Source organism: Algoriphagus aquimarinus, from assembly GCF_007997215.1.
In the GTDB taxonomy this organism is placed as follows: domain Bacteria; phylum Bacteroidota; class Bacteroidia; order Cytophagales; family Cyclobacteriaceae; genus Algoriphagus; species Algoriphagus aquimarinus_A.
In genome coordinates this window covers 1-17,194 of record NZ_VORW01000036.1, presented here as the reverse complement: position 1 = coordinate 17,194, position 17,194 = coordinate 1, and the positions used below count along the sequence as shown (strand labels likewise).

Here is a 17,194-nt window from a genome sequence, read left to right as displayed (position 1 = left end):
AGGAAAGACCTCACCTAAGTCTCAATATGAAAACCCCAAATGAAATCCATCAAAAAACCGAGGAAGAAAATCTCCCTCGGCTAATTTTACTAACTTAAATCTGTCAATCTATTTCAGGACGGGTCAATAACCTAAATTAATCTTTTACGAGTTCCTTGAAATTATAAATCCCACTTCCTATCATTTCCTTCATTGAGCCTTTTGCAGACTCGATATATTTGTCATGATCGCATGCCACGTAGTGAGAAGCAAGAGTCATTTCGCCTCCTGATACCATAACTAGTTGAGGATAGGCGGTTTTCGAGAAAGCAGCCACCTCAGCAGAAGTAACTTCTACTAATTTGTCTTCGGCAAAGATTCCTCCGAAATACACATCTTTTTTAAGTGCTGTAGAGGAAGCAAATAGAGGTGAGCTGGCCATATGACCGGCTACAAAGCGAACTTGGGAAGTTAAGCGCTCCTGTGTAGGTGAGGTGGTAAATCCTTTTGCAATCTTACCTAAACCCATTTGTTCATTATCCAGAGTTCCCACTGACGCTGCCATTCTTAAATTAATGTCTGCCTTTACTTTAGATGAGGCATAGTTAGCAAAGCTTGTGGAGCTTGCATCCAAATTCACAAATGGGAAAATAAACGTAGCCTCGGCGACGTAAGCGTCATCCAGGTCTTTAGATAATTTAGAGCTAGTATCAGTGAATGTTCCTTTTTCTTTACCACTAGTTGAAACTCCTTTAACCCAGTAATTATATCCCGTAGGAGTGACCATTACGTACCCTGTCGCTTGATCAGTGGAGGAAGCTCCACCTTCTATTTTTGTGTAGCCAGAATAGTAATCCGTTTTCCCAGCTTCCTCTGCAGTGATGATTTCAAAACCATCCGATTCGAGCTGAGCTACAAAATCAGCGTACGCCTCATCTACTATTTTTTGAAAATCCGGAACATCTACCCCGCTAAGTTGTACACCCATACTGGTTTTTGTTCCCGATACAGTAGTAGTTCTATTAGCTCGTTCATTTTTAGATTCTGAAGTACTTGCTGAGGCTTCTTCGTAGACCTCGAATAATGCTCTAAATTTTTGAATGTATACTCGCTTCGGAGATTTGGAAGATTGTTTACCTCGGTGGAATGCCCCGACATCATAATCTTTTAAAGAGATATAAGGATCAGCCGGCTGGAATATTCCAACCCAAAGTAGCAGAAGTGTAAGCAATGAAGTTTTCATAAAATGGATAAGTTAGAAACAGTTAATTATTTAGCACTGACTATCCAAAATTAGATTATTGATATGGAATTTGTAAGCATGCAAGTTTAGCTTTATGTTTCCTTGATTTTGATTGTAATGATTTAAATATCAGTAAATCAGTAAGTTGATATAATTTTTTGAATTTAATAGTTCCTTAGTTTCTTTACTAAATAGGGCATTTGTCGTATGATAAAAATTTAGGATCGGTACCATTTTTCATTCTAAATCTGCAAATATCAGTCGGGTTTAGCTAATAGTATGTGAAATATTAGGCAATAATTTACCTCTAAAAAGCTGTCATAAACTCCCTTAACTACTCAAAAAATAGAGTAAAAAAATGTGGTCAAACCATAAATTTCGGGCATAAAAAAAGACCGATCGTAATCGGTCTTTTTGCTTTTATAGATAATAACTAGTTCAATTGGCTAGCTTTTTTTTCGCTAATCTTTTCCTTCACTCTTATCATAAAGTCACTTAGCACATTCATATAATTGATGAAAGCTTCGTAAGGCGATTCGTAGGGACTGAAATATGCATGAATATCTCCATCAGAGAAGAACTTGGTACACATGTAGTAAAAGTGGTCACTGGTCTGTAAGTATGTCCAGTCTCGCTGAATATCATCGTCATCAATGCTCTTGACCAATTCCTCCATTTCAAATAACCTGTCAAAGGCTTCATCCTGGAGATCGTTTCCTAGCCATGCTGTCAAATCACGCTCCTCATCCGCCCAAGAAATAGGGATAGGAACATGTATTTTCCCAACTGGAGGGATCTTAGCGGCCACCTCAGATGGAGTGGAAAAAGTGAAGTTAGTCTTGCTGAATACAGCTTCAGGAAGAGCCTTCATGAATTCAAAAATCCCCGTCTCTGCCCACTGATGCTCGCCGAAGGTCTCATAATCCATAAATAGATTAATTGTCTCTTCATCCTCGGGCACGTCGTTTATCCATTTTACAAACTTATCTGTAGTGAGCGGATAATCTTCCCAGCCTTTGTTGCCAAATCTAAATGCGATATCATCAGAGAGCTGGAAGTTCTTTAGCAATACTTTTAGCTTAGGATCTATGCTATTGCAGTAAACATAATTTGGGCTTTTCCATCCAAGTACGTGCTTGGCTCCTTCGGTTAAAATTGCCTCAAAACCCATTTCCGCAACCATAGCTCCAATCTGATCTGAATAGATTAGCTCTGTGTTTCTAAATACTTTTGGCTGATAACCATTGAAAAGCTTCTTTATCTTTTCCTGATGTTTTTTCACCATGCTTTGAAACTCATCCTTACTTTTCAAAGCCGCTAAAGTATGTGCATAGGTTTCATTGAGCAATTCGCAATGACCTGTGGCAACGAGTTTCTGAAAGCTTTCCAGTACATCAGGAGCATAAGCTTCGAGTTGGTCCAGATATACACCAGACATGGAGAAACTTACTTTAAAGGCGCCATTATACTTGTGTATCATCTCCAAAAGCAAGGCATTCATAGGGAGGTAGCATTTTTGAGCTACTTTTCTCATAATACTGCGATTGGAAAAATCGTCCCAATAATGATGATCGTCTCCGATGTCAAAAAAACGATAAGGCTTCAGACGGTATGGCTGATGAACCTGGAAGTAAAAGCATATGGTTCTCATGGTTTCTGCGATAATGTTTTTTGGTACACAGTGACGAGTTTTTCTGCCACATGCTCCCACTTTAATTTTTTCAATTCTTCAGTTCCCAGTTCTTTGAACATCTTGGAAATACCATCATAATGAAGCAAGGCGAAAATGGCATCTGCCATAGAGTCTATGTCCCAAAAGTCAATTTTGATCGCATTATTCAGGACTTCAGCCACTCCGGATTGCTTGGAAATAATCACTGGCGTATTGTGTCGTACTGCTTCTAAAGGAGAAATTCCAAAAGGTTCAGAAACAGATGGCATCACATATACATCTGAAATGGCATACATGTGATCTACATCATCACCTTTCAGGAAGCCTGTAAAATGAAACTTGGTGCCCATGCGAAGCTCGGCCACCCGATCTATCATGCGATTCAATAAGTCTCCGTTACCAGCCATTACAAAGCGAACATTTGGGTCTCTTTCTATGACTTTCTTAGCAGCTTCTACGAAGTATTCAGGACCTTTTTGGAAAGTGATTCTACCTAAGAAAGTCACGATTTTCTCTGGTACTTTCTTTTGGTAGCTGGATTTTATGATGCTTGCGTCTAATACAGCATTATGAAGTACCGTTATTTTGCTGGCAGGTACTCCATATTTTTTGATGATGATATTCTTTGTCAGTTGACTTACTGCGACCACGTGGTCAGCGGCATGCATTCCGGCTCTCTCGATGTCATATACCACTTGGTTTACAGATTCGCCTGAGCGGTCAAATTCAGTGGCGTGGACATGGGCAACTAAAGGTTTGCCACTTATCTCTTTGGCAGCAATCCCTGCTGGGAAAGAAAGCCAGTCGTGAGCATGGATGATGTCGTGTTCCTTGGATTTGGAAATATGTGCTGCGACTAGTGCATATCGAGACACTTCCATCATTAAGTCTTTTCCGTATTTTCCGCTGAATTCAAATTTATTTGAAAACACACTTTCATCTACATCAGTCCTATCGTGGATTGCATAGTCAGTATATTTCTTGAATTGATCTGGACCCAGATATGGGACTAGAAAGCTACTTACTTCTAGGTAAGTGAGGTTTTTCCAGAATTTTTTAAACCGTTTTTCACGGTAATCTATGGTGACATCACTCGCATTGACAAAATCTGCCAGCGGTTCTTCGTCTCCCCAGAGTTTAGGTACTACAAATATGATGTCTTGATGGTGATGAGCTAGTCCCTTGACTAAACCATAGCACGCTGTTCCAAGACCTCCTGAAATATGTGGTGGGAATTCCCACCCAAACATTAGCACCTTCATAAAAAGTCTTTTATATCTTTTTGACCAAATCCATCATTCTAAGCAATTCTGATACGCTCCACGCCTGCGAAATCGCTCCTTTCGGGCGATGCGGTGGATCCCCATCATATATCTCTGCTACTGCTCCCACGCCATATTGCGTCATCACGCCGTCAAAACCCTTTACAATTTTTTGTATAAAATTCGCTCCTGATTTACCATGAAGCCTAATATATCCCTCTACAAAATGCCCAAGTGGCCAAACCCACACCGTACCATTATGGTAAGCTTGATCTCTACTGATTTGATCACCGAAATAATAACCTTTATAAGCTGGGTCATCAGGTGAAAGCGAACGCATTCCTCTGGTAGTAAGAAGTTTTGATTTTGCTGTTTCGAGGACCATGTCACATTTGTCATCGCTGAGCATCACATAAGGCAGTGAGGTAGCAAAAATCATATTTGGACGTATAGACCAGTCTTTTTCTTCACCATTTATATAATCTGCCAAATACCCATGTTCATCAGACCAGAACTCTTTTTCAAAGGTCTCGCTAATTTTCACAGCATGAGCGGCAACTTCTTCATCTCCTGTCAATTCGTGATAGAAGCAAAGAGCATTGTACCAAAGAGCCTGGATTTCCACTGGGCATCCAGTTCTAGGTGTAACAGGTCCATCTGGGGTCACTGCATCCATCCAAGTAAGTGCTTTGCCTTCTTCACCACCGTATACTAGACCATTTTCCTGAACATGGATATTGAAATCGGTGCCTTTTAAGTACCCGTCAATAATCCCTTTCATTTTTCCTAAGTAGCGATCCTTGATGGTCTTACTATCTCCTGTGTATTTGATATACTGCTGCAATGCCCAGAAATACCAAAGTGGCGCGTCAATAGAATTCATATTGGTGGTTACACCGCTGCCTACATTAGGGAAAAGTGGACCTTTAAGATCACGAGACATAGTGTCCATGATGTCTAAAAAGGTCTTAGGGTTACCTGTAGAAAGTGTAAGCCCAGGAGCTGCTACAAACGTATCTCTTCCCCACCACCCAAACCATGGGTATCCCGCTATAACTCTTGTATCTCCGTCTCGCTGCCTGATAAATTGTCCGGCTGAGTTTTTCAGACAGTTTTCAAAATTATTTCTTGGTGTTCTTCTAGCGATTTCTTTGTCAAAGGCATTTTGACGTGTTTTTGGATCAGCTTCTGTCAGTCCTGCTGAAAAAATGACAGATTCGCCTTTTTCTATATCAAATTCGAAATATCCAGGTACGTACAAGTCTTCCTGATAATCATATCCTCGCTCACGCTCTAAGATGTACTCAATATTATAATACCAATCAGGAGCAGGGACAAAGTCTGTTTTTTTGGAGACTTGCAAGTAAAGTGGATCGTAAGCCTCGTATAAATGGAATACCGCTCCATTTGAAGCTTTCTTATATTTTTTATTGATGTAAGTATTTGCTTTAGAAAGGTCATGATAACCTCTAAAAGCTAAAAACGGCGCTATTCTGATTTTTGTAGGAGAGTGAGCATCCAACAGCGTGTAGCGAATCATCAAACGATCACGGTTGGTATCCAAGATCAGTTCCTTCTGCAAAAGCACACCACCAACCCGATACGTCAATTTTGGGATCGGCTCAGAATCAAAATCTTCCAAGTATTTATGACCTCTTGGAGAGTAATTTCCCGGAAATTTACTGATGCCCAAGTTAAAGCTTGCCCCATGCTGAATGACCGTCTCATGGACAGTAGAAAGCATAACGTGACTTTGTGAGTCAATTTGAGGCTGAGGGACTACTAGCAGTCCATGGTATTTTCTAGTATTACAACCAATAATAGAAGTGCTGGTATATGCACCAGAACGATTGGATCTGATTGTCTCCCTTTCGAGGGAATAATTCAGATTGATTAGTTGTGTTTTATCGAAATGGATGTAACTCATGTGGGAAAAATTCTATGTTGCTAAAAATAGAGTTTTGCACCGACAAGAAAAATGAAATGGAAAAAAATTAAGGTTATGTTTCCATAACCTTTTGTTTTTGTAGAGAAAATCAGGAATGAATCGCTTCTTTTTGGATTTCTTCGAAATTTCTTAGCGATTCTTCAAATTTCATCAAGTAGCTTTTTACCATTCTGATATTGATTGGTTTTACCTGAGGGAATTTTGGCGAAGTTTTGAACAAAGTAAACATCTGAAGTTGGTTTAGTTCTGGCACGATTTATCAAATGCTATGCCAACAGAGGTCTAATAACAGTAAAGCCCCTCGATTGAGGGGCTTTACTTAGGGTGAAAGACCGGGTTCGAACCGGCGACCTCTGGATCCACAAACCAGCGCTCTAACCAACTGAGCTACAATCACCATTTATACGTTTGATCTGGTTTCTTCCAAACGGTCTGCAAAAGTAATAATTAACCTATATCAGTGCAAGATGATTTCTAAAATTTTCTTGAAAATTTAAGTCGCTCACCTTTCTTTTCTTCGTGAAATGCTCCGTTTTCGAACGCTAAATGTCCAGAAACGACTGTGTGTGTGACTTTTGACTGGAAAGTGTGTCCTTCAAAGGGTGACCATCCACACTTAGATAAAATATTTTCTTTTTCAACTTTCCAGGGATTATTTAAGTCAACTAATACCAAATCCGCATAATACCCCTCTCTAATAAATCCTCGATCCTTGATATGGAATAGCGTTGCTACGTTATGACACATTTTCAATGCGATTTTCTCCAAGCTGATTTTGCCCTGGTGATAGAAGTCAAGCATGGCAACTAAGCTGTGTTGATTAAGCGGTCCGCCAGAAGGAGCTTTGGTGTAGATCTGAGCTTTTTCCTCCAATGTGTGCGGCGCATGATCTGTGGCTACCACGTCAATGGTACCGTCCAGCATTGCGTTGAAAATAGCTTCTCGGTCTTTGGCTGTTTTTACTGCAGGATTCCATTTGATCAGATTTCCTTTCGTATCATAATCAGCTTCCGAAAACCACAAATGATGAATACAGGCCTCCGCAGTTACTTTTTTCTCTTCTAGAGGAATTGTATTGGTGAAAAGCTCCAATTCTTTTGCTGTACTGATATGAAGAATGTGAAGACGAGTGCCATGTTTTTTGGCCATAGCTATTGCACGACTCGAAGCATCATAACAAGCTTCTTCGGATCTGATCTTTGGGTGAAATTTCACAGGGATATCATCACCATAGATAGCTTTATACTCATCAAAATTTGCTTTGATGATGCTGTCGTTTTCGCTGTGTATCGCTATGATTGCTTTACATTCTTTGAAAATCCCTTCCAAAGACTCAATGTTATCCACCACCATGTTTCCAGTGGAAGAACCTTGGAAAATCTTCAATCCGCACACTTCCTCAAAATTGACTTTCATGATCTCATCCAGATTGCCATTTGTCGCTCCCATGAAAAAGGAATAATTAGCCATGGAAACTTCCGAAGCCCTTGCGTATTTCTGCTCAAGTAATTCTACAGTCGTCGCCTGAGGAATTGTATTGGGCATTTCCATATAGGAAGTAGTGCCACCGGCTACGCCAGCTTTTGCCTCGGTATAGATCTCCGCTTTGTGCGTAAGCCCCGGCTCTCTGAAGTGTACCTGATCATCAATTAGTCCTGGGAAAAGATGTTTTCCAGTCCCGTCAATATGGATATCTGCTTGCTCAGCACTGAGATCTTCCCCCAGTTTTGAAATTCTTCCATTTTCTACTAACACATCGCCAAGACTTATCCGGCCTTCATTGACTATATTTGCACCGGTGATCAGAATACTTTTCATCTTTTCTCCTTTTAGGATTTTACTATTTCAATCAAAATTAACGAATCATGAGCAATGAGGCCTCAACTTTTGAAGCATTTAAGCTAAATCGACAGCTATTAAATGCCGTGGCGGATGCTGGATATGTTCATCCTACGCCTATTCAGGAAAAAGCAATTCCACTTGCGCTTGCTGGTCATGACGTATTAGGGATAGCTCAGACAGGAACAGGAAAGACCGCAGCTTATGTGTTGCCTCTACTTATGAAGGTGAAATATGCGCAAGGCGATCACGCGAGAGCGGTGATTATGGCGCCGACACGTGAGTTGGTAATGCAGATCGAGGAAGTGGTTCTCCAAATGGCAAAGCATACCGATCTGAGAATGGTTGCGCTTTATGGAGGTTTGGGTCCAAAGACTCAGATTGAAATCTTGGAAAAGGGAGTTGATATCATTGTAACTACTCCAGGGAGATTTCTGGATATCTATAGAAAAGGTAAAATTCTGACTAAGGAAATTAAAACTTTGGTCCTAGATGAGGCAGACAAAATGATGGATATGGGCTTCATGCCTCAGATCCGGTCGATTTTGGAAATCATTCCTATCAAGAGACAAAACTTATTGTTCTCTGCAACTTTTGGAGAACGTATTGACAGATTTGCTGCGGAATTTCTGGAGTTTCCCGAGCGCGTGGAGGTGACTCCTCAGGCGACTACTGCGGAGACAATTGGTCAGTTGAAATACTTGGTGCCAAATATTAGAACAAAACTAAATCTCCTCGCTCAGTTATTTAAAAATGAGGAGGTTAATAGGGCAATCATCTTTACCAGATCAAGAAGAAACGCGGAAGAGGTTTTTGCATTTTTGAATAATCGAAACTTCGGTGAAGTCAGGGTAATTCATGCGAATAAGGGGCAAAATACTAGAATCAATTCCATTGAAGATTTCAAAGGAGGAGATGTTCGGATTCTTGTTGCTACAGACGTAGCTTCTAGAGGATTGGATGTGACGATGGTGTCCCACGTGATCAACTTTGATGTGCCACTGATCTATGAGGATTATGTACATAGAATCGGTAGAACGGGTAGAGCTGAGAAGGAAGGCAAGGCTATCAGTTTTGTCAATCCAGCAGAAACTTACCACTTCGATAAGATCGAAGAGATCATCCGAATGAAAGTGGAGGAAGCAGAAATCCCTAATGAGGTAGATGTGACTGCTACGCCTTTTGAGGAGAAACAAGCCTATGCACGTGAATTGGATCGCTTGCTACAACGGGATAATCCTGATTACAAAGGAGCATTCCATGAGAAGAAAGAATATAAAAAGCCAAATGCACACTTAGAGGCACAGGAGAAAGAGAAGAAGCGTGGAAATAAGAACTCCAAAGCCAAGACCAATAGAAATCAGCTGAAGACTAAGCATCAGAAAAATAAGGGGAAGTAAGTTTATAATTTATACTTAACTCTTGATTTCTTGATTACACAAAACACAAAGCCCCGATTCATGACGAATTGGGGCTTTGCTTTTCTTGATACTTGAGTCTAAATACTCTCTACTTATTTTTTTCCATATAGTCCACAACGAAATAACTCAAGGTTCGCATTCCTAACACAAATCCACCTTCGTCGATATAGAATCCAGGAGTATGATGAGAAGGTGTTGTCAATGGATCCCCACCTTTTTTCATTCCTCCTAGAAAGATAAATACGCCTGGCTTTTCTCTCTGGAAAAAGCTAAAGTCTTCTGCTCCAGTCACTGGATTCAAATAGATTAAATTCTCCGCTCCTGCAGCTGCTTCCAATGATGGTAACATTTCCTTTGTCAAATCAGGGTCATTTACGGTAGAAGGATATAGCTTATCAAGCTTCAAGTCAACGGTAGCTCCAGCACTCGCTGCGATATTGGTTACGATCTCCGTGATGCGCTTATGTACTAAGACTTGCTGTTCTTCTCCAAAAGTTCTAACTGTTCCTATCAACTTGACTTCCTCTGGAATAATATTGTGTCGGATTCCTCCATGAATAGCTCCTATGGTGACTACTGCAGGATTCTGGGTGACATTTACACTTCTGGAAAGAATGGTCTGCAATCCCATGATGATCTGTGAACTAGTCACGATCGGATCCACGCTAGACCAAGGATAAGCGCCATGTGCTTGTACACCTTTGACGGTGATTTCCAGATTGTCCACTGCTGCCATGATCGGTCCAGATCTATAGCCAATCTTCCCTACTTCTGTCTGCGAATTGATGTGCAAACCGAAAACCGCGTCTACATCTTCCATTACGCCCTCTTTTACCATTAGCTCTGCTCCGGCAATATCTGCATCATAAACCCCCTCCTCAGCTGGCTGGAATAGGAATTTCACATCCCCTTCAAGATCATCTTTCATACTTGCTAGTACTTCAGCCACTCCCATAAGAATGGCTACGTGTGAATCGTGACCACAAGCATGCATCACGCCGGTTTCCTGACCATTGTATGTTGCAGTATTTACAGATCTGAATGGTAAATCATTTCGTTCAGAAACAGGCAGACCGTCCATATCCGCTCGAAGAGCGACAGTTGGGCCAGGTTTTCCTCCCTTCAATACGCCAACTACTCCAGTCACGGCTACATTTTCGGTGACTTCTATTCCAAGTGAGCGGAGGTGATCAGCGATTTTTTTTGCGGTACGAGTTTCTTGATTTCCCAGCTCAGGATGCATGTGGATATCTCGGCGCCACTCAATCACTTTGGATTCTATTGAATTTGCCTTGCTGTCGATTGCTGTTCGCAGTTCAGTTTGTGCTAAAAGCGTTCCTGTTCCCATCAGCACTGGAATGAGGATCAGGGGAAGTAAAAGTTTTTTCATGGTTGATGGTTTGTGTTGCTATTATTCAAATTTATAAAAAAGTGTTAATGCTCAAGCTTTTTGGGAGGAATAGAAAGGAAACTCTTTGTGTATAAGAACTATTTCGCCCGAAATACTTTTGTAATAGAAATCATTTGAACAAGAATCTATGCAACTCAATAATCAAATCGCTGTAGTAACAGGTGTGAGCAAAGGAATAGGACTGGAAGTAGTCAAATTATTAATTGATAAAGGAACCGTAGTTGCAGGCTGGGGAAGAAATGCTCCTGACTTTCAGCATGAAAATTTCCATTTTTTCATCTGTGATGTTGCTAAAGAAGAGTCGGTAGAGCAAGCTTTTCAGGCTACTACTGGAAAACTAGGAAAGGATATTAGAATCCTTGTAAATAACGCTGGATTTGGTGTCGCAGGGGATACGGAAACATTTTCTTCAGAAGACTGGAAAGCAATGTTTGATACCAATGTTCATGGGATTTTTTATACTACCAAGCGTTTGATCCCTGGGATGAAAGCAGCTGATGAAGGACATATTTTGAATGTCGCATCCATAGCAGGTTTAAACGGAGTGAATAAATTTGCTGGATACGTAGGGACGAAGCATGCTGTTCGTGGTATCTCACATTCTTTATATATGGAGCTTAGAGATTTCGGTATCAAGGTTTCCACTATTTTCCCGGGTTCCATTCAAACCAATTTCTTCGACGATATAGAAGGTGCTGACGCCAATGAAAACATGATGAGACCAATCGATGTAGCAACTACCATGGTGCAAACATTGGAAACTCATCCTAATTACTTTGTGGCAGATGTGGAATGCCGACCACTTAGACCAAGAGGAAAGAAGTAAGCCCAGTATTTCAATTTTATACTCCTTCGAGCTAGTCGCGTCTTGAAGGAGTATCTTTATTTAATAGTGTCACTTCATTCTAAAGCAGGCATCAGTGTTTTCGCATGCTTTAGAATTGTTTTGGCTGTGTTAAGTGTTTAATTTGCGCAAGATTTCTCAACAGACCGAAGCAATGAAAAAGACAAATTTAATTCTCCTTCTTGTCATCCTTATTGGTGGCGGAACATATCTGGGGTATCTATCGCAGCTGGGCACTACCGCAGAAGCCGCGACGCTTACAGCGCCAAGTATTCTCCCTGATTTTACATTAAACGATATAAATGGAGAGCCCAAGTCAATTCATCAGTTGGCTGGAAACAAACCTACACTCTATATCTATTTCAACTCCACTTGTCATTTGTGCCAAGAAGAACTAGGCACGCTTTCCAAAAGAATAAATGAGTTTAAGGACTATAATCTAATCTTTACGACTGTCGAACCTGTGGGTGAAATGATTGGTTTTGTAACCGGTTTAGGGATAAAAGACAAAGCGTTTGTCAATTTTCTTCTTGACGCTGAGATGAAAGTTGCTAGCTACTACCAAATAAGAAGTGTCCCATCTATTTTTGTTTATGATGCAAAAAAGCAGCTGGTAGCTGAGTATGTAGGGATTACGGAGATTGATCTCTTATTGGAAAAATTGGCTTCAGGGAAATAGTATTTACCTAGTTTGCTGGTTTGGTAAAGTATTTTCAAGGCAGATAAAACTTCCTTGCTCACTATCTCTGGCAAATCTTCGGTAACTAAGGGAAACTCTATTTTTTCCTTACTTTTGATCTGACTAAAAAAGCTACATGTCACTCGAAGTATCCAAACTCACCAAACTGTACGGAAATCAAAAAGCGCTTGATGAAGTGTCTTTTTCGGCAACGCCGGGAAGAATTCTTGGTTTTTTGGGGCCAAATGGCGCGGGGAAATCCACCGCGATGAAAATCATAACTGGTTTTTTGTCAGCGGAATCGGGCGATGTGAAAGTGATGGGCAAGGATGCTCTAAATTCACCCAAGGAAGTTAGCCGCCTGATCGGCTACTTGCCTGAGCACAATCCGCTTTACCTTGATATGTATGTGCGGGAATTCCTTGAATTCTCTGGTGGATTATACGGGATGTCAGGACAATTATTGAAATCCAGAACGAAGGAAATGCTGAATCGCACAGGGCTTGAACCTGAGCAACACAAGAAAATCGGACAGCTTTCCAAAGGTTATCGACAGCGAGTAGGTTTGGCTCGAGCATTGATCCATGATCCCCAAGTGATTATTTTGGATGAACCTACGACTGGTCTAGACCCAAATCAATTGGTAGAAATCAGAAACCTGATTCAAGAAGTGGCGAAGGATAAAACACTTATTCTTTCCACGCACATTATGCAGGAAGTAGAGGCGATTTGCCATGACGTGGTCATCATCAACAAAGGAAAAATACTAGCTTCGGATTCGCTTTCAAATTTGAAATCCAACTCTGACGAAACAATACTAATTCTGGAAACTGAAGAGGAACTGGAACTTGAGTGGTTTGCTAATTTGGATAAGATAGACTTTGGTGCAAAGGGAGAACGTGAATTACTCGTTTCTACCACTGATCCTGCATCGGCCAGAAAGTTTATAATGCAAGTCATTCATGAGCGTTCATTAAATCTGATCAGCCTCAATCAAAGTAAAAAAAATCTGGAGTTAATTTTTCGGGAAATCACCAACGCCTAAACTATGCAAAGCCTTTTTCTGAAAGAAATCAATGCCTTTTTCGGAAGCCTTTTAGGCTATCTGGTATTAGCATTGTTTCTGGTGGCGCTTGGTTTGATCGTCTGGGTATTTCCAGAAAGCAGCGTGCTCGAATATGGTTTTGCAGATCTGGAAGCATTATTCACTTATACACCTTATGTATTCACCTTCCTTGTGCCTGCGCTTTCTATGCGGGCCATTGCGGATGAGCGCAAGACGGGGACTTGGGAGCTTTTAAGAACGTCCCCACTTTCTTTGGTTCAGATTATTCTGGCCAAATACTTAGCCTTGCTTTGCCTGGTTCTCGTGGCGCTTTTACCTACACTGCTTTATTTCTATAGCATTATTCAACTTGGAGACCCGATTGGGAATTTAGATCAGGCAGGCTTTTTTGGCTCATGGATAGGTTTGATTATGATAGGAGCAGTGTTCGCTGCGGTGGGTCTGTTTGCAAGTGCTCTGACTTCACAGCAGGTTGTTGCTTTCGTGCTCGGCGTATTTTTATGCTTTGTGCTTTATTTCGGATTCTCAGCTTTGGCAGATATGCAGCTAGGGAATATTTCCTATTGGGCATCGGATCTGAGTTTGAGTTTTCATTACATCAATCTGAGCAGAGGAGTGATTGATTCAGCAGATTTATTCTTTTTGTTCGGTATGATTTGGTTGTTTTTGGGTGGGGCAGTTTTGGTTTTGAGGAACAAATGAAAAAGTCGCCTCTACATATCGCTAAGCCTTGGTTGCTCCTTTTTGGAGGGATTCTAGTGTTTGCTTTGCTAGCGTTATTCCTGAATTTTAGAATTGACCTAACAGAAGAAAACCGCTATTCCTTGCATCCTGCGACGGAAGAAGTACTCTCTGAGGTTACTGAACCACTTCATGTGGAGATTCTTTTGATGGGGGAAAATCTACCTGGCGGAATGCGACGTCTGCAGAAATCAATAGAAGAGACAGTTAGAACCTTTAATTCATATAGTCCAGAAAAGATCACCTATTCTTATTTTGACCCGTTGAGTTTGCCGGAAAGCGAACGAGGCGATTTTATTTTGACCTTATCCGATTATGGAATCAATCCTGTAAACTTATCCGTGCTGAGAAATTCTGGTCAGCAAGAGCAGCTGATTTTCCCAGGGATTTTGGTTAGTAATGCTGAATATGAAACAGGTGCTTTAGTACTAAGAGGTGATCGGGGAATGGGGCAGGATCAAATCCTAAACCAGTCAATCGAAAACCTTGAATTTGAGCTTAGCAATGCTATTCGTAAGTTGATTTCTCCTGAGTCATCATCCATCGCGATGATTATGGGCCACGGGGAAATGAGTTCAGATGAAGGCTTTGGGTTGGTAGAAGCGTTGGATGGGGATTTTGAATTATTTAAAGTTCCTCTTGAGCAAGCTGAGAAGCCAGCAGATTTGGCACATTTCAAGATGATTTTCATTCAAGGCCCAAAAGAAAGCTTTACCGAGCGCGAGGTTTACTTGCTTGATCAGTATGTCATGGGCGGAGGAAACCTAGTGGTGCTACTAGATGGTGTCGCTGTGGAAATAGAGAATGCAGGCGGTCAAGGAACCTTGGCTATGCCGATTGATTTGGGCTTGGATAATCTGCTTTTCCGCTATGGAATCCGTGTCAACAAGGATTTGATTCAGGATTTGAACTTTGGCTATTTTCCTGTGATGGGAGGAAATTTCGGTGATCAGCAACAATTGGTGCCTTTGCCTTGGCCTTTTTATGTACTAGCTGGAAGAGTACAGGATCATGCGATTACCAAAGGTCTTGATGTAATTCAATTTCGTTTTGTGAGCAGTTTGGATACAGTGAAGGCTGATGGTGTCACCAAAACGCCTTTAATCTTTAGCTCAGATCTGTCACGGATTTTGCCAGCTCCAGCTCGTGTAGCTTTTGCAGATATGGATCAGCAGCCTGATGTGAAACTTTTTGGATTGAAGAACTTACCTCTTGCGTATTTGCTGGAAGGGGAATTTACTTCCTTGTATAAAAACAGATTTCTTCCGGATGGTTTTGCGAAAGCTGATTTTAAGGAAAGTGGAAAAGGGAAGGTAGTTGTAATTGGAGATGGGGATGTTTTTCAGGCACAAACCAATTTGGAAGATGGAGCTCCTTTAGCTTTGGGAGAAGATCCATTCAGCCAAACGACCTTTGCAAATAAGCTTTTCCTGAAAAATCTAGTCCAGTATCTTGCAGATCCAGAAGGGATAATTGCTTCCCGGACCCGTTCTTTTAAGATTCGTCCATTGAATAAAATGAAAATAGCACAGCAAAAGACCTTTTGGCAAGGGCTGAATGTGCTAGCGCCAGTGGTTGTGTTATTGTTTTTAGGTGGGATTGTCTGGTGGATTCGTAGAAATAAATATAGCAAGCGATTGAACTAGCTGATTATTTCCCCTCTATTTCATTAATTTTTGAGAGAATCATTTATACGGGGGTTCGAATTAGAATTTATTTATAAATTTACCCCCATTCAAAAGTAAAAATAAAATAAGCCCTTCGATATGAAATTTATTGTTTCCTCTTCTGCCTTATTAAAGCAGCTTTCGGCGATCAACGGTGTGGTGACAACCAATCCCGTTGTGCCAATTTTGGAAAATTTTCTTTTTGAGATCAAAGAGAGTCTATTGACCATTACTGCATCTGATTTGCAGACTTCTATGATCACCGAAATCAACGTGGAGGCCAAAGAAGATGGGAATATCGCGGTGCCTGCAAAGATTTTGATTGAGACATTGAAAAATCTTCCTGAGCAGCCAGTTACTTTCAGCATTGATCACGATACATATGCAGTAGAAATCAGCTCTGACAACGGTCGCTATAGACTAGCAGGTGAGAATGCTACTGACTTCCCTAAAATACCAACTGTAAGCAATGCTACTTCTGTGGATATGTCCACCGAGGTTCTTGCTTCTGCAGTTTCCAATACAATCTTTGCAACTAGTTCTGATGAACTTCGTCCAGCTATGACAGGTGTTTACATCAATTTAAGCCCTACCAGTACTACTTTCGTAGCTACAGACGGACATAGATTGGTTAGATACAGAAGAGTGGATATTGCTTCTCAGGAAGCAGCTACCTTGATCATTCCTCGTAAGGCTTTGAATTTGTTAAAGTCAACTTTGCCTTCGGAAAATCTTCCGGTGACAGTAGAATTCAATCAGTCAAACGCTTATTTCAACTTCAATAACATTAAGATGATTTGTCGTTTGATCGACGAGCGTTTCCCAGATTACGAAAACGTAATACCAGCGGAGAATCCTAATGTAATGACAATTGATCGTTCAGAATTATTGAGCTCACTTCGTCGTATTGCGATTTATGCGAATAAAACTACGCATCAGGTAAGATTGAAATTGACAGGTAGCGAATTGATGATTTCTGCTGAAGATCTTGATTTCTCCAATGAGGCGAATGAAAGACTTTCTTGTGAGCACGATGGAGAGGATATCGAAATCGGATTCAACGCGAAATTTTTGGTAGAAATGCTAAATAACCTTTCTTGCAAGCAAGTAAGCTTGAAGTTCTCTGCTCCTAACCGTGCAGGTTTGATCCTTCCAGCTGAGCAAGACGAAAATGAAGACATCCTGATGCTAGTAATGCCGGTGATGTTGAATAACTACGTATAACAACCACAGACCATAAAACTAAAAGCCCGGAGATTCCTTCGGGCTTTTTTTAACCGCAGAAGGCTTTTCTGGCGCAAGGTACTATCTTTAAAAACTAGAAGTTTTAGATTTTTTTTACCTTTACGATACCGGAGAGGAAGCATGCAGTGACTGTTCACTTGGATGTTTACCTTGTGTAGTGCCGACTTGATCGGCACT

Annotated in this window: 14 protein-coding genes and 1 tRNA gene; 7 read left to right on the top strand and 8 right to left on the bottom strand. The window is 40.9% G+C overall.

What is annotated here, in order from left to right:
- Positions 1-136 precede the first annotated feature (136 nt).
- The 7 genes from ESV85_RS21865 to ESV85_RS21840 form a co-directional block, all read right to left on the bottom strand.
- Complete coding sequence (locus ESV85_RS21865) at positions 137-1,222, bottom strand: hypothetical protein (protein ID WP_146921441.1); 1,086 nt, start codon at positions 1,220-1,222, stop codon at positions 137-139.
- A 433-nt stretch (positions 1,223-1,655) separates the two neighbouring features.
- Positions 1,656-2,873, bottom strand: a complete 1,218-nt coding sequence (locus ESV85_RS21860) for a glycoside hydrolase family 57 protein (protein WP_146921439.1) — start codon at positions 2,871-2,873, stop codon at positions 1,656-1,658.
- Positions 2,870-4,156 carry a glycosyltransferase family 4 protein gene (locus ESV85_RS21855; RefSeq protein ID WP_146921437.1) on the bottom strand — a complete coding sequence of 429 codons (1,287 nt, stop codon included), beginning with the start codon at positions 4,154-4,156 and terminating at the stop codon, positions 2,870-2,872. Before ESV85_RS21855 ends, ESV85_RS21860 begins: the two co-directional genes overlap by 4 nt.
- A 10-nt stretch (positions 4,157-4,166) precedes the next feature.
- The gene (locus tag ESV85_RS21850) at positions 4,167-6,083 is read right to left on the bottom strand and encodes an amylo-alpha-1,6-glucosidase (protein ID WP_146921435.1); all 1,917 of its coding nucleotides are present in this window, start codon (positions 6,081-6,083) and stop codon (positions 4,167-4,169) included.
- Positions 6,084-6,192: 109 nt separating this feature from the next.
- Complete coding sequence (locus ESV85_RS22400) at positions 6,193-6,357, bottom strand: hypothetical protein (RefSeq protein ID WP_191322085.1); 165 nt, start codon at positions 6,355-6,357, stop codon at positions 6,193-6,195.
- Positions 6,358-6,426: 69 nt separating this feature from the next.
- Positions 6,427-6,502: transfer RNA gene (locus ESV85_RS21845), tRNA-His, on the bottom strand.
- A 76-nt stretch (positions 6,503-6,578) separates the two neighbouring features.
- Positions 6,579-7,922: a dihydroorotase gene (locus tag ESV85_RS21840; protein ID WP_146921433.1), complete on the bottom strand. Its 1,344-nt coding sequence runs from the start codon at positions 7,920-7,922 to the stop codon at positions 6,579-6,581.
- 47 nt (positions 7,923-7,969) lie between these two features.
- Here ESV85_RS21840 and ESV85_RS21835 point away from each other — a divergent pair, with 47 nt between their 5' ends.
- Positions 7,970-9,343 carry a DEAD/DEAH box helicase gene (locus ESV85_RS21835; protein WP_146921431.1) on the top strand — a complete coding sequence of 458 codons (1,374 nt, stop codon included), beginning with the start codon at positions 7,970-7,972 and terminating at the stop codon, positions 9,341-9,343.
- A 109-nt stretch (positions 9,344-9,452) separates the two neighbouring features.
- Here ESV85_RS21835 and ESV85_RS21830 read toward each other — a convergent pair whose 3' ends face one another.
- Positions 9,453-10,754 (bottom strand): amidohydrolase, encoded by a 1,302-nt coding sequence (locus ESV85_RS21830; RefSeq protein ID WP_146921429.1) that lies wholly within the window; start codon positions 10,752-10,754, stop codon positions 9,453-9,455.
- A 148-nt stretch (positions 10,755-10,902) separates the two neighbouring features.
- Between ESV85_RS21830 and ESV85_RS21825 the strand changes: the two genes are divergently transcribed.
- From ESV85_RS21825 to dnaN, 6 genes are all read left to right on the top strand, one after another.
- Positions 10,903-11,601 carry an SDR family oxidoreductase gene (locus ESV85_RS21825; protein WP_146921427.1) on the top strand — a complete coding sequence of 233 codons (699 nt, stop codon included), beginning with the start codon at positions 10,903-10,905 and terminating at the stop codon, positions 11,599-11,601.
- A 172-nt stretch (positions 11,602-11,773) separates the two neighbouring features.
- Positions 11,774-12,298 (top strand): peroxiredoxin family protein, encoded by a 525-nt coding sequence (locus ESV85_RS21820; protein WP_146921425.1) that lies wholly within the window; start codon positions 11,774-11,776, stop codon positions 12,296-12,298.
- 136 nt (positions 12,299-12,434) lie between these two features.
- Positions 12,435-13,343 (top strand): gliding motility-associated ABC transporter ATP-binding subunit GldA, encoded by a 909-nt coding sequence (gene gldA / locus ESV85_RS21815; protein WP_146921424.1) that lies wholly within the window; start codon positions 12,435-12,437, stop codon positions 13,341-13,343.
- Positions 13,344-13,346: 3 nt separating this feature from the next.
- On the top strand, positions 13,347-14,066 hold the full coding sequence (gene gldF, locus ESV85_RS21810; protein ID WP_146921422.1) for a gliding motility-associated ABC transporter permease subunit GldF: 720 nt from the start codon (positions 13,347-13,349) through the stop codon (positions 14,064-14,066).
- On the top strand, positions 14,063-15,751 hold the full coding sequence (gldG, locus tag ESV85_RS21805) for a gliding motility-associated ABC transporter substrate-binding protein GldG (RefSeq protein WP_146921421.1): 1,689 nt from the start codon (positions 14,063-14,065) through the stop codon (positions 15,749-15,751). The genes gldF and gldG overlap by 4 nt, the downstream gene beginning before the upstream one ends.
- A 120-nt stretch (positions 15,752-15,871) precedes the next feature.
- Entirely contained in the window at positions 15,872-16,996 is a 1,125-nt protein-coding gene (gene dnaN / locus ESV85_RS21800; protein ID WP_146921420.1) for a DNA polymerase III subunit beta, read from the top strand.
- The last annotated feature ends 198 nt before the right edge of the window (positions 16,997-17,194 follow it).